2 protein-coding genes are annotated in these 26961 nt (G+C 70.2%); both read right to left on the reverse strand.

What is annotated here, in order from left to right; all coding sequences use genetic code 11:
• Nucleotides 1–17: 17 nt before the first annotated feature.
• Complete coding sequence (locus tag OG730_RS42215; protein WP_327309649.1) at nucleotides 18–26477, reverse strand: helicase-like domain-containing protein; 26460 nt, start codon at nucleotides 26475–26477, stop codon at nucleotides 18–20.
• On the reverse strand, nucleotides 26477–26959 hold the full coding sequence (locus tag OG730_RS42220; protein WP_327309650.1) for a hypothetical protein: 483 nt from the start codon (nucleotides 26957–26959) through the stop codon (nucleotides 26477–26479). The genes OG730_RS42215 and OG730_RS42220 overlap by 1 nt, the downstream gene beginning before the upstream one ends.
• Nucleotides 26960–26961 lie beyond the last annotated feature (2 nt).

The following is a 26961-nucleotide window of genomic DNA, read 5'->3' on the forward strand; positions in this document are numbered from 1 at the left end:
CCCTCCTTACGGATTCGTCAGCGCATGGACTGGGCGTTCGTCGACTGCCGCATGTGCTCCCGGTTCTCCTGTCCGTCGAGTTGGACGAACGGCCCTTGGGGTCGGCTTGCCTGGCGTGCCTTGGCCCCGGCCTTGAACTGGCTCAGGACTCTGCTGGCCTGCAGGGCGTGCTGGACATGAACCGCTCCGTACCGTTCGATGCCCGCGATGATCTTGTCGTTCGAGGTTCCTTGCAGCTCGGCTCGTGTGAACTGAGCTGCCGCGGGCCCGCTGGGGTCGAAGCCAAAGCGCACCACCTCGTGGTGTTGGGGGTCTGGGGTGACGGCCACGTAGACCGGCAGGACCCCGTTCAGCGTTCCGTGGAGGGTGGGTTCGACGGGCGCGGCCGGGTTATCGAGGAGTCGCAGGAAGTCCGCACGGATCTGTTCTGCCTGGATCGGCCCCGGCTCCGGCCGAGGTTCTTGGGGCCTGCGCGTCAGGATGGCGTGCAGAATCTGCCTGGCTGTTGCTCCGCCCAGATCGCTGCGGGTGAAGTGCGCTGCGGCCTGCGGGGCAGTGGGATCGAACCCGAACTGCAGTATCCGTCCGTTCGTGGGGCTGTTGGTGACGCGGACGTAGAGGGGGGTGCCGTCGAGGACGGCGTGCTCGGTAGGTGTCGCGGGGGCTTCAGGATCGTCGATGAGGTCGATCAGGCTCTGCCGCAGCGCCTCGCCCTCGGCCAGCCCGTGGAATCGAGGGGCGTTGGTCTCCTGGGCGGGGTCCTGGAGGTCGGCGGCCGTGGGTGCTTCGGGCTCGTGGTGAGGGCGAGGGATGGGCCTGGCTACGGGAGTCGCAGAGCTTGCGGCCTGCGGTGCCAGCGGTGCGCGTGCTGAGAGCCGGTGGACGGTGGGAGGCAGTTCGAAGGCGGCCGTCACGATGTCCACGGGAGCTGGCCGGACGTTATCACCGGAGACGAGCGTGGCGTCCAGGAGGTAGGTCCTCTCGCCGCCGCCGTGAGGGTGCTGGTGGGTGACCTTGGCCCGGCCCCGTACACGCGTGACCCCGGTTGCGGGGTCGGCGTCCGCGGATGCGGGTGACGAGGGGAGAAGGTCGGCGTCGATGTCGAATTCGATGAGGTCGTCGTCGGAGACCCAGGCTCGGTCGATGCTCAGGCCGATGGGCTGCCCGGTGGAGTCCAGGACGATGCTGTCGCCGGGGTGCTCGACAGGCATGTTCTGCGGGAAGTGCCAGGTGCTGTCGTCGTCCAGGGTGAGGATGACGGTCCCGAGCTCAGTCGGGGTGGTCGAGATGATCTCCCGGGGCTTGCGGTCATCGATGAACAGCCAGGCCCAGTCCCTTTCGGTCAGCTGGTCAGCCCAGCGGTGATCGGCTTCCGGTTCGGCTGCTCGCTCAGGGCGCGGCTCGAAGAGCTTCCACATTGCATCGCTCGGAGAATCGTCTCGTCCGTTCTCGCGGTCGAACAGTGCGCGCTCGCGCAGAAGCTGGTGACCCATGTGGGCAATGCCGGCGGAGGTGAGGCGCAGGGCGAGGGCCGGGTCGCTCCAGTCGATCCGCTGGCCTGCTGTGTCGGTGAGCTGCACGACTCTGGCGGCGAACGCATGGGCTTCTTCCAGGGACGGCAGGTTCCCCAGCGGTTGTGGGGTGACCTCGAATGCGTCTCGAACACGGGGGGTGAGGTAGAGGTCGGGCAGCATGCCGTCGAAGTCGAGGCCGCTGCCGACCGGGATCACCTCGTACGTTTCGCCGGTCTGGCGGATGACGAACTGTCCGTCGGCGGTCAGTTCGACGAGCTCCCGGTTCTTGGCCAGCCGGCGCAGCTCACTTCGGCGCTGTCCGCTGATGCCCTTGATCGTCGCCGGGCCGACCAGGTAGGTGCGCACCTGGCCCACGCTGCTGAATCGCTGCCCAGCGCTGCGACGCCTGTCTTCATCGTCGTCATTGGCCAAGTCCCGAGGTGCTGCGACCAGGACGTAGCTCGTGGAGCGGATGTTGTCGAAGTGCTCCCCGGTGTCGGCGTCCAGCACCTTGAACCAGCCGATGCTGGCGCCCTTCTCATCATCGGACTCTGCAACCCGCACCCGCCGCGGGACAGTGAGGGGGAGCAGGTTGGTGCGCGGTCCGGTGCCTTGGCGAGGGTTGCTTACCTCTCCCTTCCACCAGAAGGTGCCGTCGGGCCCCGCGATCTCGCCGAGCCTCTTGACAGTGGTGATGTCAAAGACGTCGTCCTCGGGCGCGGCCGGGTCTCTCTCTACGGGGGCCGGTTCGGGATCGGCGGCCGGGAGCTCAGGTGCTTCTAGACGCTTGCCGGTCTGCTTCTCGTAGGCCCGTGCATAGCGTCCGTCGGGCTCGTCCAGGCCGTGCAGCACAAGCGCCCGGCGGATGGCGGTGACCATGTCGTTTCCGTCTTGATCGCGGAAGTGCATGCCGCGCGGGATCACGTGAGGGGCGTCCCAGGGGAAGATCCGGCCCTGCTCGTCGCGGATGCTTTCCAGAGCCGCTGCAATCGCGTTGGCTCGTTCCCGGGTTCGGATCTTGACGCCCCAGGGTCCGAAGACCTTGGTGAGGCGGTCGGGTGCCCGCAGTTCGTAGTTCTCGGCGCCGATGGTGAGGATGGCGAGCCGCCCGCCCTTGCTGAGGTGGGTGCCCGCGTGCTCGGCGCCGTGCCGGTGGCAGTCCTCGGTCAGCTTGCGCTGGCCGAGCTGGTCCGGGTCGGCGGGGTCCACCCGCCTGCTGCGAAGGTGTGCCTTCAGCAGCATGTTGGGGCTGGCGTCCGGGCCGTCTTCCGCAGTGACGAGGAACCGCGGGGCAGGTCCGGCAGGCGGCTTCCTGCGCTTGCGCGCGGGCGGAGCCGGTGCCGGGGCGGGTGCCGACGGCGGGGTGTCCACCTGCCGAGCGAGGGCGACAGCAGCGCCTTCGGGGCTGTCGTAGAGGGTGTTGTCGGCGGCGCGGGCGCCGGTGGCCTGGAACCGGTAGCCGTTGGAGTCTACGGTCACCGTGCCCAGCAGGGTGCCGTCGCGCCGGACCTCTTGGATGCTGCCGAAGAGGTCGACCGGCTCGAGGTCGAGGTCGCCGAGTTCGTCGCTGAACCCGTTCCAGTCGCTGGCCTTGGCCGCGTCGGCTTCCTGGTTGCGGCGGTGGGTGAGTTCAGCTCGCATCTGGTCGCGCTGCTGGACGGCCCGGACGCTCAGGCCGGTATCACCGCTCGGCGTGTGCTCGTTGATCCACTCGTCGAGGAGCCTGGCTCGCTCCTCCAGCTCCTCGGCCAGCATGCTCTGGACCGGCCGGGAGATGAGCGGCGGCCGCGGTGCCGGCTGCTGGGCCGCACTCGGCGCCGGGTGGTTCTGCGGCTCTTCGCCTGTGATATTCGGCTGGTCGAGCAGGGTGACCAGCTGGGTGCCGTCGCGCCAGGCCATGACCTCTTCGAGGCCGTGGAAGCGGCCTCGGCTGTCACGGAGGTTGTGCTGGTTGCAAGCTGCGACCTGGGTCCATTCGCCGGTCCGGAGCAGGACTTCGACCCGGCGGTCTGAGTTGGGCTGGAGCTCCTCGGGGCTCCACCGGTTCGACCGCTGGGCGTAGGGGAGCTTGCGGAGGTCGTCAAAGAGGCCAGCTGTGACGTCCTGGCCTTGGGCAACGTCTTCTGCCTGCTCCTTGGGGGTTGTCGTGGGTGCGCTGGTGGCGGGGACGGCAGCGACGTCATCGAGGGTGAAGGTGACGGTCCGGCCGTCGCCCGCGGTGGCGGTGTACTCGTCGCCGTCGGTGCTGAGGATGGTGACGGTGCTGTAGAGGAGCTCCAGCTCGTAGTCGTCCGCATCGCCCACCGCGTGCGCGGGGTGGTGCGCGTCAACGATGCGGACGCGGTCACCGATGTGCAGTTGTTCGGCGAGGACGGCCGGGTCGGCCGGCATCCAGCCGTCGGGGGCGGCCGCAGCACGGTGCAGCCGGTCGTGAGCTGCCTCTTCGCCTTCGACCGTCCCCCCTTCGACGGGGGTTTCGGTGCGCCCGCGGAACACGCCCGGCTCGCCGAGGGTGCCGGAGGCGTACACGCTCTGCCCCACCTGCACCAGGCCAGCTCCGGCCGGGTTCCACAGGGTGACCACTCGCGTGGTTCCGGCTTCCGTGGGGATTTCGACCTTCACCCACAGGCTGGTGTCGTGGGACACCTTGGCGATCACTCGGCCGAGGGTGGGAGGCAGCACGTCGCCTGCGCGGCTGACTTCGGTATCGAGTTCCGGGCGGGCAGGTGCTTCGGTTCGCAGGTCCGGGGCGAGTACCAGGGCTTCGAGCATGCCATCGGCGTCGGCCTTGACGTCGTAGAGGCATGCGGTGGGTGTGGCTCCTTGGCTGACCCACACCACCTCGCCCGTGGCGGCATCGACCACGGCCCATCGGCGGCCTGCACTGGTGGCCTGGTCGCGAACTTGGAATGCCGGGCTGCTGGCGGGCTCGGGCGGCGTAGTCGTGGTGGCCGGCTGTGCCGACTCCGGCCTTGGAGTGTCCGGGGTAGGGGTTGCCGCGGGGTCGGTCTGGTGAGCGACGGGTGCCGCGAAGAACGGGGTTCCCGTGCGAATGCGGTCGATGTGCTCGCCGGTCGCAGCGTTCTTGACGTCGACGACGCCCCGCGCGCCGATGGTGAGGCGTGCTCGAATGGGCTTCTTGAGCGCCTTCTCGCGGCCCGCAGCGCGGCCGCCCCACCACAGCGTGTCGTCGGGGCCGGAGAGCGCCTTGGCCTCCGCGGGCTTGACTACCTTGAAGGTCTCCTGAGCCGGCGGTGTATCCGGGCTCGCAGGGGTCGCCGCGGCAGCATCTGCTGCAGGGGCGGACGGTGTGACGGCGGTGGGGCGCGGCGCGGGTACGAGGGAGTGTCCGGGCGGCAGCGCGCGGGCGAGGTCCTCGTCGGGCACCGCGTCGAAGATGTAGCTGAGGGGTCCGGCGTCGAGGACCTCCTGGGCGCGGGTGACGGTGACGTACTGAAGGCGGAGTTCTTCCGGCTCGGGGATGGTCTCCGGGTCGATGCGGCCGTCTACGTAATCGGGGGTCCTCCAGTCGCCGGCGATGCGTACGGATTGCCACTGCAGGCCCTTGCTCTTGTGCGCCGTGGCGATGACCACGTCAGGCGACGCGTGCTGGCCGACGATCTCTCCGGGTTCGTCGCTGTAGTCCGCCTGGAGATCGGCGTCCATGTCGCCGATGAAGGCGCGGACAGCTGCCTCGACGTCATCAAGGTCGACCCCCTGGTGGCTGCGCCAGGACGGATCGAAGCGCCAGCGGGTGTTCGGCTTGTCGTAGTAGAACTTCCCGAAGCCGTTGCGTCGCCGCTCCTTGAGCCAATCGCGCAGCTCGAGGTCTTCCCAGTCGGTGCCGTAGAGGTAGAGACTCCCCTCTTCCCGGGTGATCTGGATGCGCTGGGAAAGCAGGCCTGCCGCTGCGATGAGCCGGTCGAGCTTGCCGCTCTCGTCGTCGTCGATCAGGCGCACGAGGGTGCGGAAGCTGCCCGCGGCCTTCTTGTGCTCCTCCACGAAGTTGACGACTTCGTCCCAGGTGGCGAATCCGGCAAGGTCCTGGTGGAAGGTCTTCTTGCCCTCCTGGAGATCCCGGGCGGCCCTGACGATCTTCGCGATGTCGTCCAGGCCGCCGATGACGGCGACTCGCTTCCCGGCGTCGAGTGCAGCGAGTGTCTCCGCTACCACGTCGGCGTTCGTGCGCACCAAGACGGCGTCCGCAACCTGCAGTTTGTCGAGACGAGAGGCCTGGCGCTCGGTGCCGACAAGGTCGGGGCGCTCGCCAGCAAGGTGCAGGAACCGGTTGGCGATGTCGGCGACTGCGGGGCCGAATCGGTGGGACTCGGTCAGAGGCAGGGTGACATCGACGGGGAAGTTCTGGAGGGAGTCCTCGGCCCCGCGGAAGCCGTAGATGGCCTGGGCGGAGTCGCCGACCACGATGGTCTGAACCCCGGAGGCGGAGGCGGCCCGCACAACCCCGTCCATCACGGGGTTGATGTCCTGTGCCTCGTCGAAGAAGATCACGTCCGCGTCGATGGCGTAGCCCGCGAGGGCCCACTGCTTGACGATGTAGTCGTGCGAGTAGGTGAGGCGGCCTGCCGGGTTGGTGATGTCGGCCCACATCTGCTCGGCCCACGGCTTGAGCACACCGAACAGCTGCTTCTGGGTCCAGCCCTCCTCGACCATCCAGTCCGCGAGCTCAACGTGCTCAGGACCCATCTCGGCATCGTTCGACAGGCACCAGGCGTCGACGAGGCCGCGCGCCCGGTAGGCGCCCTGTTCGCGGCGCAGTCGACCCTTCCCGACCTTGAGGTCCGGGACTCCGAAGAGGTTGGCCACCTCGGCGGGCGGCTGCCGCTTGTAGCGGTTGTCCTTCTCATCGTTGGGCATGCGGTGCTTGAACGGGTCCCCGACCGCACGCATGGCCATGGCATTGGCGGTCATCGGCTCTACGTTGCGCGGGAACTCGCCCTTGGCCTTCGCCTGCTTGGCCTCATCGGCTACAGCCCGGCCGAACGCGAGGTAGACGATCCGCTTGCCCGGCATGCGCCGGGCGATGCCCTTCAGGGTCGTGGTCTTCCCCGTGCCAGCGCGGGCCTGAACAGCGACATCGAGCCCTCGGCCGGCCGTGGCCTCGTAGATGAGTTCCTGCTGCCGGGTGGGTGCGAAGGCCTCCTGCGCGCGGGCGGCGGTGTCGATGGCAGCCCACTCGTCGTCCGAGGGCGCGCCCTCTGCCGCGGCAGGCAACACAACCCTCGGTGTCAGGTTGTCGGCCTCGCGCTGCTCGGCCTCTGCTTCCCGATTCACCGGAGCCGTAACGTCCAGTGGCTGTGGCGTTGCGCCAGCACGAAGCTCGTTCGCTACCTGCTGCGCGTCAACGTAGGCGGCCACCGCCTCCCGCCACGTAGACCCCCTTCCTTCCACGCCGCTGTACTGGGCTCGGAACCCGTCGGTGTCCTGCGTGAGCGTGCACAGCGAGGATCCTCCGGAGGCCTGGAAGAGGAAGATCTCCCAGCCCCCGCCGGCGAGCGGGACCCGCTCGTAGGTTCGCGGTCGGCCTTGAGAGTCCACCCCCGCGTCCTGGACGTCGTCGTTGGGACCGCGTCCCTGCTCCTGAGTCGGTGCCTCCGGAGCCTGCCGTTCGGTGGCCGTTATGGCGTCGTCCGGCTTGGCCCTGCGGGTGGCGGGGCTGGTCGTGCGGAGGTTGTTGATGGCCAGGCGTGCCTGGGTCGACATCTCGCGGAGGGCGGCCTCGATGTCCGGGTGAGAGTGGGCAGGCAGGTCGCGAAGTACCTGGTGGAGGGATGACACCGCCGCCAGGAGAGTGTCCAGGCGCTGGCCCGCCTCCTGGAAGCTGTCAACGGTCTCAGGCAGCTCGTTGAGCATGATCCGCTGCACGTTCATGAAGCCCTGAGCGGCATGGGTCCCTTCGATGGTCTCGAAGCCCGAGCCGGTCACCGTCCACCAGTGGAGCTTGGCGATGGCCCGGACCCGCTGGTAGTCGCTCAGCGGGCTGTCGTCCGCCACGGTCGTTTTGAAGACGGTCTGCCATGTATCGGGGAGCTGTACGGTCGCGACGGTCCGTTCGGCGAGCTGTGTCGCCAGCAACCCGATGTTCGCGACCCTGCCGTGCAGGGTGCGCTCGCCCTCCGCGAGAAGCCGGTCCTGGACGGCGGTCGTCGCTCTGGCGAGTTCGAGGGCCAGCGCCACGGTGGTGGGCTGCACCACCGCAAAGAGACCTTGGTCGCGCACCGACTCCAGGGCGGCCTCCAGCCGGCGGGCGTCAGCTCGCCCGTCGGGGGTCGCCGACAGCATGCGCTGCCACTCAGGGCTGTAGCGCAGGCCGCGGTTGTACTCGCTGCGGAGCTCACCGAGCAGACCCAGCACGTCCCTGGTCTGGGTGAAGGGCTCACCGGATCCGATCTGGGGAATCGCCGTGAACCGCAGAGCCGCGTTGACCGGCGCGACCATGGGTGTCTCGGTCACACCGTCAGCCTCTTCGCGGGCCGTTCGGCTCTCGAAGACGGGCAGCTCGCGTCCCCGGCCGGCGGCCAGAGCCCGCAGCGCCTCCACCCGCTGCGTTCGAGTCTTGAGGCTCATGTTGGCCGGCATGGTGTGGCAGTACAGGCCCGACCGGGGGTCGGGTGACGTCTTCTGGCGGTTGAAGCCCCGCGGCCCGCCGGCGACTTCCAGGGCGAAGACCAGGAAGCGGTGCTCGTGGCTGACCCCCCACACTCGTGTGTGGTCGGGGTGGTGTTCGATCCACACCTTCCGGTGCTCGAAGTTCTTGGTCGGCCCGTTGAGCGTGGCGTGTATGTCTGCGAGGTGGTCCACGGAGCGGGCGACGGTGTCGCGCGGGGTGACGGGCTGGTCGGCGTAGGTGGTGCGGTGCTTGCCTTGGCCGAATGCCCGGTTCTCGACCTGTCCTACTACCGCGTTGTCGGGCCCGTAGACCACGGTGTGCTCATGGCCGATGGCCTGGTGGTAGCCCGGCCGGTCGGGCAGCGGCTGAGCGTCTGCGGGCAGTTCTTCGGGCGGGGTGAGGGCTTGCTGTTCCAGGGCGGCGGCCTGCGGCGTGAGCCCTGCTTGCTCCTCGCGGTTGGCTTCACGGATGTCGAAGTCCTCGACGACGGCAGCGGCAGCGCCGACCTTGGACTCGAATGGCTCGCGGCGGGATGCACCGTCGATGCCGGTGGCGATGTAGCTGCCGTCCGGGCGAGCTGTGACGGCTCCGATCTGCTCGCCGTCCAGCAGGACCCGCGTGACGGCCGGGCCGTCGGAAGTGTGCTCGGCAAGTGACGCCCGGGCCGCTAGTCCCTCCGCGCGGGCACGTCCTCCCAGAAGGAGCGCATCGTAGTCCGAGAGCTCGGTCGGCGCCCCTGCGGGCGGGGTGTTGTCGCTGATGGCCCCTTGAGCGTCGATCGCCATCTGGCCGGACGCCTGAGCGGTCGGTTCCTGCGCGGCGGGGGCAGCCTCGCTGTCGAAGTCCTCAGGGCTCATCTGCGTCCACGGGCGACCGGCCGCTGCCTCTTGCCGGTCGTCGGACACGGGGGTAACTGCTGCTGCGGCCTGTGTCAGTGCGGCCGCGCCCTCGAGTTCCTGGCTGTCGGTCACCTCGGGGTAGATCACGGTCACCGCAGACAGCCGCGCCGCCGCAGCGTCGATGTCCGCGAGCTGCTGATACCAGTAGTCCGTGAGATCCGCAGATGTGCGGGCTCGACTGGCGATCTCCTCCAGGCCGTCTCGATCGGCCACTTCGGCCAGAGACAGCAAGGCCTTCCGCGCGCTGGCGACCTGTTCACGCAGCTTCGCCAGAGGTGTGGGCCGACTCCGGATCGCGTCGCTGGCGTCCCTCACCGCCTTGATCGCGGAATGGAGAGTCGCGTACCCGAACATGGGGATCTGCACCATGGTGTGCGGTCGCGCCAGAGCCTCGCGGAGTGCAGGACGGGCGATCCGGGTGACGATGGCCTCCGGGGGAAGCGCCAGATGGCCGACGGCTTCCCGCAGCGGGCCGGCTACGGCCATACCTGCGCTCAACCGGTACGTCACTGCGTCCCCGTCGCGGGCGCCGTCGATGACCACGGAGCCGTCGGCGAGCCGTTCCACGCGCTCCACGGTGAAGGCAGGCGACCACGTCTCAGCGGTCAGAGCCCTGCCCCCTGCTTCGGGCACGCGGATGCTGGAGCCTCGCCCGACCTGCGCCCATGCGCCGCGACGCCAGCCGACGGGCGCGATCTCGTGAAGTCGGTCTTCGAAGCGGATGGCGTCGCCTTCCGCCGCGGACTTGGTCTCCCTTGCCACGATGACGCGGCCGTCAAGGTCGACGACGAACCACTTCCGGCTCTTGGGCTTCACCTCGATGGGCTCAGACCGCTTGTCATTGTTGAAGAGCGCTCCGAGCGGTTCACCCCACTCGTTGGACAGCAGCTTCCCGCCGAGACGCTTGAGCTCAGCGGTGTCGGTGTGAAGCGACTGGAGGGTAAGCCGCAGCCTCTCCCTCGCGGCGAGCTTGCCCGCGCGGCGTTCGCGGGCCTCTTCGATCTGCGCGCTGCGCGCTTCGACGAACGGGCGGTGCGCCTCGTCAGCGAGGGGAAGGTCCAGCTTGGCGGCTTCAGCGTCGAGGATGTCGGTGGACGCATCCCGAATGAGGCTCGTACCGGGCCTGGCTGTGGTGATCTCGCCGACGGGGTCGGCGGCGGTGATCAGGTCGTGGCCGCGCCGCAGAGCCAGGATCGCACCGTAGGGCTTGGTGTGGAGTCCGGTGCTGAGGTCGTTGGTGTGCAGTTCGGTGACGGGCTGCCACCAAGAGGCGTCACCGGCGAGGAGAACGTGGTCGCCGATCTTGAACTCGACCGGGCTCCACTCCCGGCCCCCCGTCGTGCGGGTGAGCCTGTCGAGGTCCTGGCGCTGCTCCAGACCAAGCTCGGGCAGAGTGGGATCGGCCGGCGCCCCGCCGTCCTGGGTGTAGTGGACTGCGACACTGCGGTTGTACCTAAGCATGCCGCGGACGAATTGGCCCGTCTGGTAGGCGCGCTGCTCGGGTGAGACGTTGCTGGCCTGGACGTAGGCTCCGTGAGAGGGTGCCTTCTTGAAGTTGTGGGCGCGCAGCTCAGCCAGGACGTCGCTGTCCGAGTCCTGGACGCCGTAGACGTGGGTGCGGCCGCCGGCGGTGGTCTCGTGCCAGATCCAGACCTGCTCGGCAGGTCGGGGACCCGTCTGCTGTGTGGCCTCCTGCAGGGCCTGGTGGCGTTCGGCGATGAGCGCGGCGCTGCCTGACGCCGTCCTCCCGCCCGGCTGGTAGTTCCCGCCGACGGAAATCGTCCAGTTGACCTTGTTCCGGAACGGGCTGTTGCCGTAGCCGATGACGTCTGCGCCCAGGCCCACGGTGATGCGCTCGGAGTCGTCGCGAGCCATGTCGGAGTAGGGGTCGTACTCCCTGGGCGGATCCATCCGCCACCAGTAGCCGGGCATCCCCGGGATCTCAGTCGCGTCGTTCGGAGACTGCTGCGGGGCTGCCGGCTCGTCGGCTTCCAGAGCAACGCTTTCGGTGCTCTCTGCTGCCTGCTGCGCGGTCTCGTTGGTCTCCCCGGCCGCGACCGCCGTGTCTGCCGTCAGCTGCTCGGCGGCGCCGGGAACGGTCTCGGTGCCCGTGGCTGCCGCTTCGGGCTCGGTGGCCTCTGCGACGGCGGGGTACTGGTTCATGACGTTCAGTACTTCGGTGATGGTGGGGTGCACCGTCCCGCCGCGCTTGCCTGCGCGGCCGTCCGCCCACCGGGCCTGGGAGCGCATCTTGTCCGCGGAGAACCGACCCCCGCGGATGCTCCAGCGCAGTGTGAAGGCCCACCGGCCGCGGTCGGTTTCTGCTTCGACGTCCACGACGAGGTTCTGGCTGTACCCGGTGCCCTGGGTCTCGCGGGTCATGGTCCATCCGCGGGCCTTGGCGGTGTTCCACAGCTGGGTGACCGTAGCGGGCACCGAGAACTCCGGCGCCCACTCGGCGCCCTCCGCGATCGGGGCCTCAGCCTCGTCGGTGGGAGTCGGGCTCTGCTGCGCCTCCTCGGCGGCCGCCTCCTCCTGCGGGGCAGGGGCTGCCGGTGCGGGAACGGTCTGCTGGGTCGGGGCCGTGGCGGCCGTCGCGCGAAGCCGGGCGGGCATCTCGTTGGCGTGTCCGGCCAGTACGGTGACCAGGGCGTGAAGATCGGACGAGGACTGACCCGACTGGTCGAGGTGCCGACGCAGGGACACCAGGTCGGGCAGGAGCCGCTCGAGCGCGTCGGCCTGGTCCTGGGTCCGGGTGTCCTCCGGGCTGTTCCGGTCGCCGGTATCGAGCTGCTCCAGTCCGTCCAGCACGCGTGCCAGAGCGGGCTGGTTCTCGAAGGACAGGGGCCATGCACGGCGGCCCGCTGCGCGCAGGGCGTCGGGAAATCCTCGCAGGTCGGCGAAGGCCTGCAGGAGGCTGACGCGGTCGAGGTAGGTGGCGGGCCAGGGGTTGGGCTGACCGCCGTCGAGCGTCCATACGCGTAGGGCATTGAGCACTGCCGCCTGGAGGTTGCCGTGGCCGCGGCGCTGTGTGGGCAGCACGGTCACCTGGTCGGCTGATTGGCCGGGCAGGGTGTCGCCCATCACCGTGTGCCAGCCGCCGCCCTCTTCGACGAGGGTGGCGATGACTTGGTCATCGGGCGCGTGCAGGGTGTAGGCCGGTCCGTGCCAGATCGAGGGTTCGGCCATGAGCCGGAAGCCGGGCGCCGAGTCCACGCTGTAGGCGGGCTGGCCGTCGGGAGTCGCGACGGGCTCGAAGCCGCCCGCCTCGGACTCGCCGAGCGGCTCAGGAGACTGGGCCGTCGGGGACAGGCCCCGGGGGTCGGGGTAGCCCAGGCGCGGCATCAGGAACGGGTCCTCGCGCCAAAGTGCGATGGAGCTGGGGAACACGCGGGCCCACTGTTCGCCCCATGCGGTGGCGGCCATCCGGTCCGCATGCCGGGCCGCTGCCCGCGTGAACGCGGCCATGATGATTTGGAGTTGGGGAGGGAGCGTTCCGGCGAGGCCTGCGTTTTCAGCGGCCTGCTTGAGCAGGAGGCTCGAGTAGACGGTGTCGTGCGGGGTGGTGGCGGAGCGGAAGGCGGCGAAGGCCTCGATGAGAGCCTGGGTCTGTCCGGTAGCGGGCCAGTGCGGGTGGGCGATGGCGTCCCAGGCCGTGGTGATGACGTCGTTGGTGGAACGGGTCCACTGCGCGGCGTTGGGGAAGGCGCCGCCCTCGGGTTCCGCCGCAGGCAGGTCGAACAGCGAGTCCGATTCCTGCGCCGGCGTTGCCGTGTAGCGGTTCCACGCGGCGGCGAGTGCCGTGGCAATGGGGGTGCCGTCGGCCTTCATGGCCTTCCACACCTCAAGGGACGCCCGGTCCAGGCGCTCCCCGGCTTCCTGGTGCTCAGGGGTGCCGGGCGCGGTGCCCTCCATGGCCGCCGCCGCGGCGAGCAGCTCCCCGCGGCGGCCTTCCGTGAGGCCGAGGGCGATCCATGCGGGCACCTCCGCCCAGCGGATCACGGCCTTCATCGCGGGCCGCTGGGCGGTCCCGTTCGTGCTGATCTGGATTCCCTCGGGCGCCGGGTCGATCCGCTCCACGTCACGAAGGGCTTCGGCGCGGCGAGGTCCACCGAGCCACAAGCCTCGTCCGGACGCGACGAGTTCGTCCTGCCAGGCCTGCCACTGCGCGGGATCGTCCATGAGGCGGACGAACGCGGTGAGCGGGCTGGAGGCGGCATTCGGCTGTCCGTCCGCCCCCCAGCCGACGACGCTCTCCTGGATGACAGCGTGCAGCTCGGTCAGGCGCATCCCCGGCAGGCCCGCCGCAAGGGTCTCGGCGCGCGCAGGGGTGTTCTGGGAGGCAGCCTCTCCTTGGGAGTTGAGTGCGGGGCGGGGCGTGCCCTCGAAGAGGTCCTCCCACGCTGCGGACGCAGCGGTGGCCAGCCAGCGGTCTCGCAGTTCGCCTGCCGCACCGACCGCTGCGGACAGCGCCTGGGCGGCGTCCTTCGGCACGTCCTGGAGCGGCCAGGCGCCGCCGAGGGCACGCAGTGCTGTGGTGAGCTCCTCGACCGCGTCATGGAAGGCGAGCGGCTGCTCCAGAGACGCGCGGGAGTAGGCGGCGAGAGCCGTCCGCACCTCGGCCTCGGCGCCCGGGCTGTCAGAGCGCTGCCGGAAGTAGGCGGCCTGGGTCAAGCGGCGGACCGCTTCGCTGAGAGCACGCCGTGGCTCACGGATGTGGCGTCGCTGGGTGAAGGCCGGCGCAGGGCCGTCCTGGGGCTGCTCGGGTTCGTCGTTTCCTCCCGGCGCCGGGGGCGGCGTGTGGTCCCTCCCGCCGTTCCCGCCAGCCGCGGGCACACCGGCATCGCCGCTCGGGCCCTGGGCTTCGCCCGCCCCCGCGGAGTCCTGTCCGGACGCGTCGGAGCTGGCCGCAGACGGCGCGGCCGTGCGCGCGGTAGCGGCCGTCTCCTGCCCGTCGTACGGGACGGCGGGCCCGAGCGTGCTGGAGGCCTCGGCGAGCTCGGCGAGGTTCTCCGCGTGGCTGCGGGCCATGTGCGCTACCGCTGCGATTTCTGCGCCCCCCGCGTCGCGGTTGCGGCGGCGGGAGTCCGCGAAGTCGAGCGCCTCATCGGCGAAGGCGCGGAGTGTGGCGTGGTCGCTGTAGGCGACGTTGCGCGTCTCGGCGTCGAGCAGTGCGGCCAGGACGACAGTGGCCAGACCGACCCGGTACGGGTTGTCGGACTCCGCGACCACCTGGCGGACCAGGCCGAGGAGCTCACGCTGCGCGGCAGCTGTCTGCGTCTGGGCCGCGGGGGCGGACGGCGCGGGTGCGGGCTTGTGGGGGACGCGGGCCGGGCGGGTTGCCCCGTCGGTCGTCGTCCAGGCCAGATGGCGGGCGAGCCGGTCGGTGTGGTGCCTGACGGCGTCGTGCAGGGCCTGCGCCCACTCGGCTCGGTTGCCTTCGGCGGCAGTGGCGAGACCTTGGGCTGCGACGGCGAGGAGGCGGTGGCGGTTCAGCTCACCAGCGAAGTCACCGACCGCATAGTGCTCGTCGCGGATCCGCAGTGCCTCTGCCAGCAGGCGGGTCTCCTCGGCCGGCTCGGCATCTGCGGTGAGGTGCTGGGACAGGTACGCGAGCGCGCTGATCTGCCTCTGATCGCGGAGGAACGATTCGTCGGAGTACTGCATGCCGGCCCGTGCCAGAGGAACGTTCGGGAGCAGCTTCTCGCTGACGGAGTCGGCGGCATCCGCGAGCAGCGTCAGTGCGTGGTGGGCGGGGACTGCGGCGTGGCGGGTGCGGGGACGGCCGAGCGTGTCCTCCAGCTCCCGGCGCACCGCGCGGGCGGTGTCGGCCAGGCGTTCGGCGTGCGCGGCCTGCTCCTGCCATCCATCCACGCCGCGGATCCCCGCAAGCCGGTCCCGGGTCGCCTGGAAGTGCTGCGGGTCGGCGAAGTGGCTGCCCAGATGGGCCAGGGTGGCCGTGAGGAGCGCTTCCAGAGCCTGTTCGAGCGCTCGTGCCTCCTCCGGAGTGGTGATGGGTCCGCTGATGGCCTCAACGGCTTCGCCGAGTTCCTGAAGTGTCACCCCGGGCGGGTTGCGCCGACCCGAGGCCGCGGCCGACTCGTTCGCGCCGACCGGCTCCAGGAGCAGCTGGTCGTCACCGACAGCGAGGCGGAGCGCGCCACTCTCCTCGTCCGGCGCGGAGGCGCCGGGCTGCAGAGCGAGCGCGTAGACCTCGGCGGCCGTGTAGGTGGCGGTCGCTTCCAGGGGATCGGCGCCGACGCGGCGCAGCAGCTGGGATGCGGGCATGACGCGGGCGATGGACTGCGCGAGCTCGAGCGCCTGCTGCTGTTCGGCGATGGCGGTGCCTGTCGGCCACATGCCGTCCGCCAGGGCGACGGTCGTGGCGTGCATGCGGGCGGCGTGGTCGTAGGCGGCATCGGTCAGCTGGTATGCGGCAGGGTGGTTGCGTGAGTCGTCCTCCAGCTGGACGAGGAACTCGCTGGCGAGGTCGGCGATCTGCACGGTCAGCCGGCCCGCATCGGGGTGTGCGCCGATCGGCCCGGTGAGGGCATCGGCCCACAGCGCGGCTGCCGCTTGGTCGGCGATCTCCTTGATCGACTTCTCGGCCCGGTACTGCTCCCCACCCCAGGCGCGGGTCCAGTTCCCCAGGGCCGCGGCGAGCTTCAGTGCGCCGTCGCGGGCTGCGGCCTGGTCGGGGTAGGCATCCTCGCTCTCCCCCATGCCCCGCGGGTTGTCCAGGCGCCAGGCGCGTATGGCGGCCGCCGGGAGGGCGGCCTCGACCGCGGCGTCCGGTGGTGTGGACGGCTGGGCGGCGGCCAGGCGCGCGACCAGCTCGGTGCGCAGGTAGGCGTGGAGCATTTCGCTGGGGGCGGCGTTCTCGTCGAAGTACTGCGCGAGCATCGTGGCGGGCCAGGAGTCCTGGGCGTGCCGCTCGGCGTGCTGCTCGGTCCAGACGGCGACGAGGTCGTCCTGGTTCTCGGGCCGTCCGGGGGCCAGGCGCAGCCTCAGGTCGATGTCGCTGCTGGCCGCGTCGGCCAGCGCCGCGATCTCGTCCGGCCACTGGGCCCAGGCATCGGGTACGGGGGTGCCCGCGTCCGGCAGTGGTGCGGGGGCGGTGCCGGTGGAGGGGGCGGCTTCCAGCAGGCGCTCCCACAGGGCGCCGAACGCGCCCACCAGCGCGACAGGGGTGACGTTGCCGTCGAGCACCCGCTTCAGCCGTGGGGACATGCTGTCCTCGCGGTCCTGCAGCCACAGCCACAGGGCGGGTGCGTAGGGCAGGACGCCGGCCTCGGAGGAGGTGTAGTGCACGGTGCTCATCAGTGCCTGGTCGGCCAGGGCCAGCTCGGCCAGTGCCGCGAGCTCGCGCTCGACGTCGGGGTGGGCCTGGTCGAGGGCGCTCTGGAGGGTGCGGGCACGACTGGCCGCGGACGCGCCGAGCGTGCGCAGGTTCTCCAGCTGCGGGTGGCGGCGCCCTTCGTCTGCCTGTTCGGTGGCGACCTCGCCCGCGATGCGGCTGATGTGGTTCAGGAGCGCGGGAAGCTCGGGCCGGGCCTGCGGCTCGGGGTACTCGCCGGCGACCAGAGTGAGCAGGTGGTGCAGGAGACGTTCACTGCTGCGTTCCTGGGAGCGGAGCAGGTCGGTTGAGGCCAGTTCACGGGCACGGTCAAGGAAGCGGGTGTATGCCGGGGCCATGTCCTTGGGGCTGGTGGGCGGCATTCCCGGTTCGACAGTGTCCGCGTTCAGCCGGAGGGCGTGGATGTGCCGCGCTGCTTCCCGGGTGGTCGCGGGGGCCGTGGCGAGGGTCGCTGCCCACCGCCTGGTGTGGTGGTTCAGACCGTGTGCGACGGTGTACCAGTCCGGGACGCGGGCCTGGGCGATGGCCGGGTCGGTCTCTTCCCGGATCGCGGCCCTCTCCATCGCCAGCTGCGATGCGTGGGTGAGGGCGGCCAGGTAGCGCGCGGGGTCGCCGTCGTGCCACCGGTCTCCCAGGAGGGCATGGATCCGGGGGTACGGGGACGTGTTGTGGTCGAAGGCGATGGAGACCGGGCCGACCCGGTCGGCAACCAGCTCACGCCACCACTGCTTGACGCGGGCGTCCTCCTGCACGGCTTCCTCGACGCTCGCGTACGGCGCAGCAGGCCTGGCTTCGGTCCCTGATGCGGCCGGAGCGGGGGCGGCCACGGGGCGCTGTGCCGCCCGCGCGAGGTAGTTGTCGCTGCGGCGCAGCAGGACGCGCAGTTCGGCGAGCCGTGCCGGTTCGGGGCGCGTAAGGGGAGAGGAACTCCACTGCGTGTGGAGTTCTTCGAGGTGGAGATGGGCGCTGGCCATGGCCAGCCAGTGCTGCCAGCCGTCCTGGTCCTGGGCGGCGGGCGGGGTAGCGGCGGCTGCGGCCCAGGCTTCCGGCGCGGCGTTGCCCGACCAGGCGTCGATGCTGCGGGCCACGGGACCGTTCTGGCCGAGCCAGTCCTGAACATCGGCCACCAGGGCCGCCGCGGCGTCGGTGCCGTCCACGGCTCCGGGGGCGTACGGGGTGGGGGCGGGAAGGCCGACCAGCCACTCCTCCGCATCCGGCGCGCCGACCGCAACAACACCGGTGGCACTCGCCGCGGCCGGGCTTCCGGCGGCGGCGTGGTCGATGAGGGCGGCCTGCAGCGGCTCGTCGAGCTGGAGGAGGCCGGGCCAGTCGTGCTGGTTGTCGTGGAGGAGGGCGCGTGCGGCGTCGGGGGTGAGGTGGCCGGCCGCGGCCGTGAAACGGAGCGCCTGGTCCTGGTCTGCGAGGGCCCCGACCGTGCCGGCGCGCTTGCGCTCAGGGGTTCCGATGGTCCAGCCGTCGAGTCGGTTCGCCGACAGGCGCAGGGTGTAGCCGTCCCCCAGCACCTGTTCGAGGTCAGCGCCGCGGCATACGACCAGTTCGGCGCCGCGCCGGACTACATACAGCGTTGCCGGCTCGGGGAGCATGGCCAGCCGCGCTGTCTGGGCGGTCTGCGCGGTGACGTGGGAGACGAGGACGTCGCGGGTCACGAAAGAGCCGTTGAAGTAGGCCTGGGAGAACGGCGATTCCGTACGGTCCTCCACCATCCGGAAGACAAGATCGTCCACGCGTTCCCGGATGGTGTCGCGGATCTCGTCGGGGTTGTTGTCGATCAGCCAGCCCGTGAGTCGTTCGTCGTCGGCTGCGTGGTCGAGGAGTTCGTCGACTTCGGCGGCGTGCTGCTCCCACAGGGTCGGCACGGGCAACCGGCCCCCTTGGCTTGCGGGGGTCTGGGCGGTGGCCTGTTCGGTGACGGTGTGTGCGAGGCGTCCGAAGGCACCGACCCACCCGTTGCCGGTGGCGTCTGCGGCCAGCGCATGCTTCAGCAGCGGCGACATCGCTCCCGCGCGCTCGCGTACCCAGTCGACCATGGCCGGGGCAAACGGCACGCCGGCGTACCCGGTGAGCGGGGAGGCAGGGGTGCCCAGAGCCTCCCTCAGCTGCCGGTCGGCGAGGGCTTCGGCTGTGAGCGCGGCCAGTTCGTCGTCGAGCCGGCCGTCGGTCTCGATCAGGTGGGTGTGCAGCCGCCGGGCCAGACGCATGGCAGAGGTACCCAGTGCGGGGAGGTCCTGCCGGGCGTTGGGGCTCCACCCTTCGTCGTCCCACTCCTTGCTCACCTGCCGGGCCAGGTCAGCGACGGCCCCCAGAAGGTGAGGCCAGGCGGCATCGATCTGCCCTGCCGTGGGCCCGAGGGGAAGGCGCTGGATGGTCTGGGTGAGCTGGGCGAGCTGCCGCTCGGCGGCGGACCTGTGCGGCCGAGCGGCTGCGGCAACTCGCTTCGCCCAACTGGTGACGGTCTCGTGTGCCGCCTGGAGGGCTTTGTGGTCCGGGGCTCCGGCGGCTGTCGCGAACGGCGGCGCAGGAGCAAGAGCGCGGTAGGGCACCGCGACAGGCCGCGGACCCGTCGTGCATGCGGTCTCGGCCAGCTCGGGATCGGCCTGCAGTGTCGCGGCGAGGCGGCCGACGTAGGTGGCGAGTGTGCCTGACTTCGGCTGGGCGGCCTGGGCCAGGTTGTGCATGGCCGCCAGGTGCGCGGCTGCGGTCTGGGGAGTGCGGGCAGTGGCGAGAAGGGCGGGGTTCAGCTGTGGATCGGCCTTCGCCGTGCCGTCCACGTTGTGTGTACGGCCCGCAGCGCGCTCCATTGCCTCGAGAGCTTCGGAGATCTCCTGGGGCGCGTGGAAGCGCGGCCATCCGGCCGCCAGGGATTGGATCCACGCCTGCGAAAGGTCAGGCGTGGTGAGAGCGAGCCGTTCGGTGTGCGTGGCGGCGGTCCGGGCCAGGTGGCGAAGGCGTGGTGCTGCCCGGTAGCCGCCGAGGTCGTGCGCGGCAAGCCGAAGGGTGGCGCGCTCGGCTCGGGTGTAGGCCATGAGCTGGCTGGCCCAGTCATCCGCGGGGACTGCCTTGGCAGCGGCCCATTCAGCATGGAACGCGGACAGGGCAGGCTGGAGGTCTTCGGCGATGTCCTGGCCGTACTCCAGGGTCCACTGCGCGTAGCTCTGGTGAAGCCTGTCGGCGGAGGAGTTCGGGGTGTCGAACGCGGTAGTGCCGAACGGCTGGGCCCGGCCGTCGCCGAACTCCCAGGTCTCCTCCGGCCGAGGGTAGGCCCGTACATCCTCCGGCTGGCGGGGGGTGTCGCGGTCAGGCTGGGGGGCGACGACCGGCGCCGGCGCCGGCTCGGGCACAGGCTCGGGGTCGGGTTGGCTGGCTTGGGGGGTGGTCTCTTCGGTGGTGGCCGCGTTGACCAGCGCGCGGAAGGTCTCTTCGTCGCCGCGGTCCAGCGCCGCGATGAGCTCCTGGTTGTTGGCCGCCCACTCCCGGATGAACTCTTCCATCTGTGCCCGGGATTCGGCGTCGATGCGGTGCGCGGCGCCGTCCTCCACCTCCCTGCGCTCCAGGGTGGCGCGGTGGCGGGCCAGGAAATCCTTCGCCAGGTCGCTGAAGGCGCGCAGCGGCTCCTGCATGATCGTGCGGTCGCGGCCCTTGAGCGTCTTCAGGAGGCGCTCGGCTTCCGTGAGCGAGGCGGCCAGGGACGCCTCTGCGTCGTGGAAGTCGCGGTCCTCGTGGGCAGCGATGGCGGCATGCAGCTTGTGGCGCAGACGGTTGAAGGCCGCGGGCACGGTGTGCAGGTCCCAGATCTGGTGGGAGGCCGCGAGCAGGGTGACCGAGGCCCCTTCGACCTGGTGGAGCGCGTTGCTCCAGGCGCGCTGGTTGGGGAACGGCAGCACCGGGGCCGGAACCGGTGCCGGGGTGTCGGGAGTGCTGTCCGGGGCTGCGGCGGGCTGTGCCTCGGGGGTCTGGGCGGGCTCGCCCTGCATGTCGCGGGTCTCCTGGGGCGGCTCGGGGACTGTGGAGTCCTGGGCATCGCTGTGCTGGGCGGCGGTGCCGGCTGTGGGCGTGGCGGGGCGGCGGGCAAGGCCGGTGGTACGGGCGTCGTTGGAGACGGCTTCCCAGCGGTCGCCGTCGCGCAGGCGGGTGCGCAGGTGACGGCCCTGGCTGGTGACGGACAGGACGGCCGGGCTGGTGTCCATGAGGCGGCGCAGGAGGGCGTGGGCGGCCATCGGTTCGTTGCCCAGCAGGTACTTGCCGTCCAGGGAGAGGTCGTCGAGGCGGACGTACTCGCGTCCGTCCTCTGCGCCGCCCGGGTCAGGGTCCGGCTCGTTGGAGTCCTCCCAGCGAGCCAGCGCTGCTGGGTCGGAGAGGGTGGCGGTCCAGCGCTGCTCGTGGAGGGCTGCGAGGCGGTCCAGGCGCTTGAGGTCGGTCGCGGCGGGGTTGCGGCCGAGCGCGTCCGTCGCCTCGGCGATGGCCTGGCGCCACAGGTGCGGTGCCACGATCGAGGCGACCGGTGTCAGTGGCCTGCCCTCAAGGCGCTGGCGGCGCATGTTGAGGCTTTCCTCTTCGAGGCGTTCGACCGCGGTGGCGAGCTTGCGGCCGCCGGGCGCGGTGGCGAGGCCAGGGTGGCTCTGCACGACGGCGGCCAGCGCTTCGGCGAGGATGCGCTCTGCGATGAGAGTGCCGAGCCGGTCGGTGTAGTGGGTGAACGCCTCCTGCTCATCCTGCTCGCCGCCGGAACCGGCCGATGCACCATCGGCCCCTCCGCCTGCGCCGCTGCTGCGGCGCGAGCGACGGGAGGATCGTCCTCCTCCTCCCCCGCCGGATCCGGCGGACACGACCACGTCCTCCGCTCCGGCCGTGGCGTAGCTGGGCACGGCTCCTTCCGGACCGGACCTGGAGGGTGCCGCCTCTGATTCCAGCTCCGCCATCAGCACGGCCAGCTCGGCCTGCGCCTTGGCCAGGTTGTCGTCGTCGTGGAAGTCGCCGCCGAGGTGCGCTTCGGCGTTCTCGATCTCGCTGAGGGCGTGGGCCCGCTCGCTCTTGGCCACGGCCAGGTCGTCTTCGAGGTGCGCGAGACGGTACTCGAGTGACTGGAGGGTGCCGGAGACGGATCCCGGCTCGTTACGGAGCTTCTTGATGTCGACGACGACGTCCTGGCCGGCGCCGAAGTTGAGGCGCAGGTCGAGGAAGTCGAGCCGGGCAAAGACAGGCACGCCGCCGAGGACGCCGACCTCGACCGGCAGATGGCCGCGCTTGCCCGTCATCTCTTCGACGGCGCCGGTCAGCGCGTAGGCCAGGGCGAAGGCCGCGTCCTTGCGCTTGGTGTAGGAGCGTCCGTCCACGCTGATGTGGAAGGCGGTGTCGCGGGTGGAGCGCCGTGTGCCGGGCGTGGTGGCGTCACCGACGATGGCCGTGAGGAGTTCGATCTTGGTCTGGAGCTGCTCCGCGCGCAGGGTCTCGGTGCGAATGGTGTACTTCAGGCCCTCCTGGGCGGCGTTGTGGGCGTGCTTGTCGGCCTCCATGCCCAGGATCTCGTTGGTGAGCGTCCCGATGGCCATCAGGCGTGAGTCGCCGGCGCCCATGCTGACGGCTTCGAGCATGTAGTCGAGGTCGTCCATGGCGATGTCTTCAATGGTGCGGTCGGTGATCTTGCCGCTCATCAGCTGCTGGATGAACTTCGCCTTGCCCAGGACGAGCTGCCACACGTAGGCGTCGAAGCTGTTCTCGGTGACGTAGTTGTAGACGTGGACGGGCCGGCCCAGGTCGTAGTTCAGGTTCTTCTGCCGCACGACTCGGCCGTTGCGCTGGTGCAGGTCGACCGGGCGCCACGGGCAGTCCAGGTGGTGCACGGCGATGGCGCGCCGCTGCACGTTGGTTCCGGTTCCCATGGTCTCGGTGCTGCCGATGAGTACCGAGACCTTGCCGTTGCGGCAGTCGCGGAAGAGAGCGGCCTTCTCGCGGTCGCTCTTGGCTTCCTGCATGAAGCGGATGCCGTCGGTGGGCACGCCGAGGGCGGCGAGCTCCATGAAGAGCCCGTCGTAGACCGTCCACTTGCCCTGCCGGAGGGCCTCCTTGGAGGGAGTTCCGAGGTCGGCGAAGACCAGCTGGAGACTGCCAGGCAGTTCGTCGGGAACCGCGTCCTTGGGGCCCTGGTAGATGTCGTTCTTGTGCTGGTGGTAGAGGTCCGCGATCTTCTGCGCCGCGATGGAGATCTTCGTCTGCTCGTCGGGTTCGAGCGCGTAGCCGATCAGCCGCGGGTCGAGGGCGCCCTGCCGCATCCAGGAAGCGAGTTTGAGCATGTTGTCTTCGCTGGGGTCCACCGCGCGCGACCGGATGAGCGAGGCACGCCGCTTGGCCTCCTCGGCGATCTCGGCGTGCACGCTGGTGGGCGGGCAGTTCACCATCTGCGGCCCGCCGCCGACCACCTCGGGAGTGGGAAGTCCCAGGTCTTCGGCCGTCTTGACGTCGGTGGGCACCCACCAGGCCGTCAGCAGCTCCGGCATGTTGGTGAACCGGGCGAAGCGGGACTTGGTCTGCAGGCCGCCCTCGGGCGCGATCTCGATCCTGGTGTCGACTTCGGCGTGGTTGGCGACCCAGTCGTCGAAGTTCTCCAGGCCTTCGTCTTCGAGGATGTCGGGGCGCAGCAGCTTCATCCACACGTACGCCTCGGCGATGGAGTTGACCACGGGTGTGGCCGAGGCGCCGGTGATCACGCGGGCGCCGTAGGTGCGCCGCATGTACTCGAGCTTCATGTGCAGGTCGGTCGCCCGGATCGACCCAGCGATCGACAGCCCAGCGTTGTTGCTGGGGTTGTACAGGTTCTTGAAGTTGTGGATCTCGTCGACGAACAAGTAGTCGATTCCGAGCTGCTCCCACGACAGCCCTGAATCGGCGATCGAGCGCATCCGCTGCTTGAGTGCCTGCTCACGGACGAGCTTCTTGCCCTCGACCTCCTTGACGGTGTCGTCCTTGTCGGGGTCCTCGCCCGCGGCAATGAGCTTGGCGCGCCGCCGCGACAGGTCGCGTTCGAACTCGGCAAGCTGGTTGTCGATGTACGTCTGGTGCTCGCCGGCGGAGAGCGGGATGGCCCGCATCACTCCGTAGGTCATGATGACCGCGTCCCAGTCGCCGGTGGCGGCCTTGGCGGCGAATCGTTTCCTCTTGCGCCGGGAGGAGAGGTCCTTGGTGGAGGCGGTGAGAACCTTGGCACCCGGGTAGGCCTGCAGGAACTCGCGGGTCCACTGTTCGGCCATGTGGTTGGGCACCACAATCGCCGGCTTGCGGGCCAGGCCGAGGCGGCGCAGCTCCATCGCGCCCATGGACATCTCGAGCGTCTTTCCTGCGCCGACCTCGTGGGCGAGGAGGGCGGCCGGCTCGTTCAGGATGCGGGCGACAGCCGCGCGCTGGTGCGGGCGGGGGGTGAAGGTCGTCGACAGGCCCGGGAACGCCATCTCCGGGACGTCGTCGTAGTTCCGCAGGACGATCGAGTTGAAGCGGCTGTTGTAGAGCGAGGCGAGACTCTCTGCCCGCTCGGGGTCCTTCCAGAGCCAGGCGCGGAAGGCGTCGTTGAGACGGCCGGCCTGCTTGTTGGCGATGGTCGTCGCGGTCATCGCCTCAGCGCGCAGGCGTGCCTTCTGCTCGCGGGTGGCTTCCTCGGGGAAGTTCGGGACGATGCGTATGGGGCGCTGGTTGAGCAGGGCGGTCGCGAGCTGGACCGCGTTCATCTCCTCCGTGCCCCACACCTTGGTGGTCATCACGGTCTTCTCGCGACTGCTGGAGAGCGTCCAGGTGGAACCGGCGGCCCGCTCGACCTTGATCGACTCATCGCGCAGGGTCTCGCGCAGGAACTCCTGGACGTACGGAGCCGCGACCCATGGGGCTCCGAGCTTGACCCTGATCTCCGCGGGCGGGATGTCGGCGGGCTGCACGCGGGTGAGCTCGGCGACGTTGACCTGGAAGCGAGGGTCGATGTCGGCGGCGTCCCTGGCCAGGGCGAGCTTGGTGCGGACGTTGCCCGAGAGGTAGTCGGCTGCCAGCAGCAGGCGCCCGGTATGCGGCTCCTCGAAAACGTCGGTGCCCAGTGCGTTGCGGGCCTGCTCATCGCTCTGGAGGTCGAGGAGGCGTGCGACGACGCCGAGGCGGATCTCGCCGTGCAGGTCGAGGCTGATCGCCGCGGCTTCGCCGGGCGTGCCGGCCCGGTCGGGGATCTGGCGGGGAGCGGCGACGCGCTGGGTGAAGATTTCCATCTTCCGCGCGGTGCCGGTCTCCTCGTCGTACTCCTCCAGGGCGTAGACGAGCGGGGAGTGAGGGTCGTCGGCGAAGCCGCCCTGAGGGTCCGGCACCTGCGACCAGGCCTTGAGCGCGCCGGAGTCCTTGAGTTCGGCGTAGACCTTGCGCAGGTCGGCCAGCGGCTCGCGCAGTGTGGCGGGCGCCTTCTCGGGATCCCACTTCAGCAGCAGGTCCAGGTCTTCGTCGGTATGAACGCCGTCGCCGAGGTTGTCGATGACGGCCTGCTGCTTGGATCCCAGACGCCCGGACACGTCGAGGGCGGCCTCCATGAACTGCTCGGACAACTCCTCCGGCAGGTCATCCCAGGTCGGCTTGCGGGTGCGTTCAACGCGCTTAAAGCGGGTAATCGGCCCGTACTTGGCGACGTACTCGTCGTAGTGCACGTTGAGCTGGGAGCGCAGGAAGACCAGCCAGCCCTCGTCGGTGTCGGGACCGGTCTCGGCGTCGAGGAGATCGGAGACCGCATCGCGGATCTTCAGAAGTGCCGCGAGCTCCTTGCGCTGGGTCTTGGGGCAGGCGTGCGGCTCGCTGTCCTGCACGCGGGCCGACCAGAACGAGCCGTCCGTCAGCTCCACGATCCGTCCGTCGAACCGAGCGGCGTCCTTGCCGAACAGCTCGTAGGCGTCCGGCCCCCGCACCTCCTCCTCGCGGCGGACCGGGTTGTCGCTCATGACGAGCCCGGCCTCCACCGCGGCCGCGATCTCCTTCGACAGGGCGCGGTCCAGGGCGGCCGCTGTGTCGCCGCCGCCGGAGACCACCTCCGGACGGTGCTTGTCGCCCCGGGCGCGACCCGGCTGCAAGGTCCCCAGCACATTCGCCGGGTGCTGAAGGAAGTAGGCGTTGACGTCCATCGGCTTGCCCTCGACCGACATCGTCTCGGTCTTGGAGAAGGCAGCCCCCCTCTTGTTGTGCGAGGGGGCCTTGCGCCGGAACACCAGCAGGTCGGTTGCGACGTCGGTGCCGGCGGCGGCGGCGTGCGCACCGTTGGGCAGCCGGATCGCGCACACGAGGTCGGCGAGCTCGGCCATCTCCGCGCGCGCGGCCTTGGACGACTTGTCCATCGTGCCGGTGGACGTGATGAACGCTGCCACTCCACCGACGCGCACGGCCTCCAGCGCCTTGATGATGAAGTGGTCGTGCATCGGGAAGTTGCCAGGGTTGTGCCGGGCGTCGGTCAGCCGCGCTGCGTGGAAAGGGACGTTGCCGATGGCCGCGTCGTACTCCCCCGGCTTGATCCGGGTGTCCTCGAAGCCCTCGTTGCGGATCCGTGCGCCCGGGTACAGGGCCTGGCTGATGCCGGCGGTCACCGAGTCCAGCTCGACGCCCGTCATTTGCGTGCCCTCGGGCGCCATGCCGATGAACACGCCGGCACCGCTGCCGGGCTCCAGGACGCGGCCACCCGTGAAGCCCAGGGCCTGCAACGCCCGCCAGATGATCTTCACGAACGCTGCATCTGTGTAGTGCGCGTTCAGCGTGGTGCGCCGGGCCTGCGCGTACTCCGCCTCACTCAGCAGGCCGGTGAGCTCGGCCCGGGCGGCCTCGTACTGGGCCCGGCGGCTCTTGCTGCGCTCCTTGGACGGGTCGAAGACGTTGGGCAGCGCACCCCAGGACGACCACCGCGCCAGGACCCGGCGCTCATCTTGGGTCGCGGCCCGCTCCTCGGCCTGCAGCACACGCAGGAGCCGGAGTGCCGCGAGGTTGGCTTCCAGACGAGCCATCGGCGCGGCCGGCGCGAGGTCGTTCTGGCTCTCGGGACGGAACGCCCCCTGCTCGGCCGCCATTACAGCAGTCCCTCGGAGCGCAGGGCCTCATCCGACAGGCCAGCCAGTTCCAGCAGCCGCGGAACGGCTCCGGCGCGCAGTCGCGCCCTCTCCTCAGCGCTGAACGCCGCAGCCCGGGTCCGTCCCGCGATCAATTCCAGGAGGTGGAACTCACGCCACTGCTCCTCGTCAAGTTCCTCCGGTGACAGGAACGGGTCGTCGCCCATGCCCGGGTCGTTGTCGGCTGGCAGGAGCACGAGCTCGCGAAGGACCTCGCCCTCGATCTCCCACCTCGACTGGGTGAGACGGGCCAGCCGCTCCAGGTGGGACTCCCCCACCACGGTCGAGACAGCCATGCGCTGGCTCGTCCAGCGCTCCTGTACCTCACGCTGGACATCCACGCCGAGCGAGGTGAAGAACTCTTCAGGGTTCGCCAGCTCGGCAACATGCTGGGGGCGGTGGTCCTGCCAGTGCTGCTCCGCGATCCGCCCGTACTGATTCACTC

The sequence above is a fragment of the Streptomyces sp. NBC_01298 genome (genome assembly GCF_035978755.1).
GTDB lineage: Bacteria > Actinomycetota > Actinomycetes > Streptomycetales > Streptomycetaceae > Streptomyces.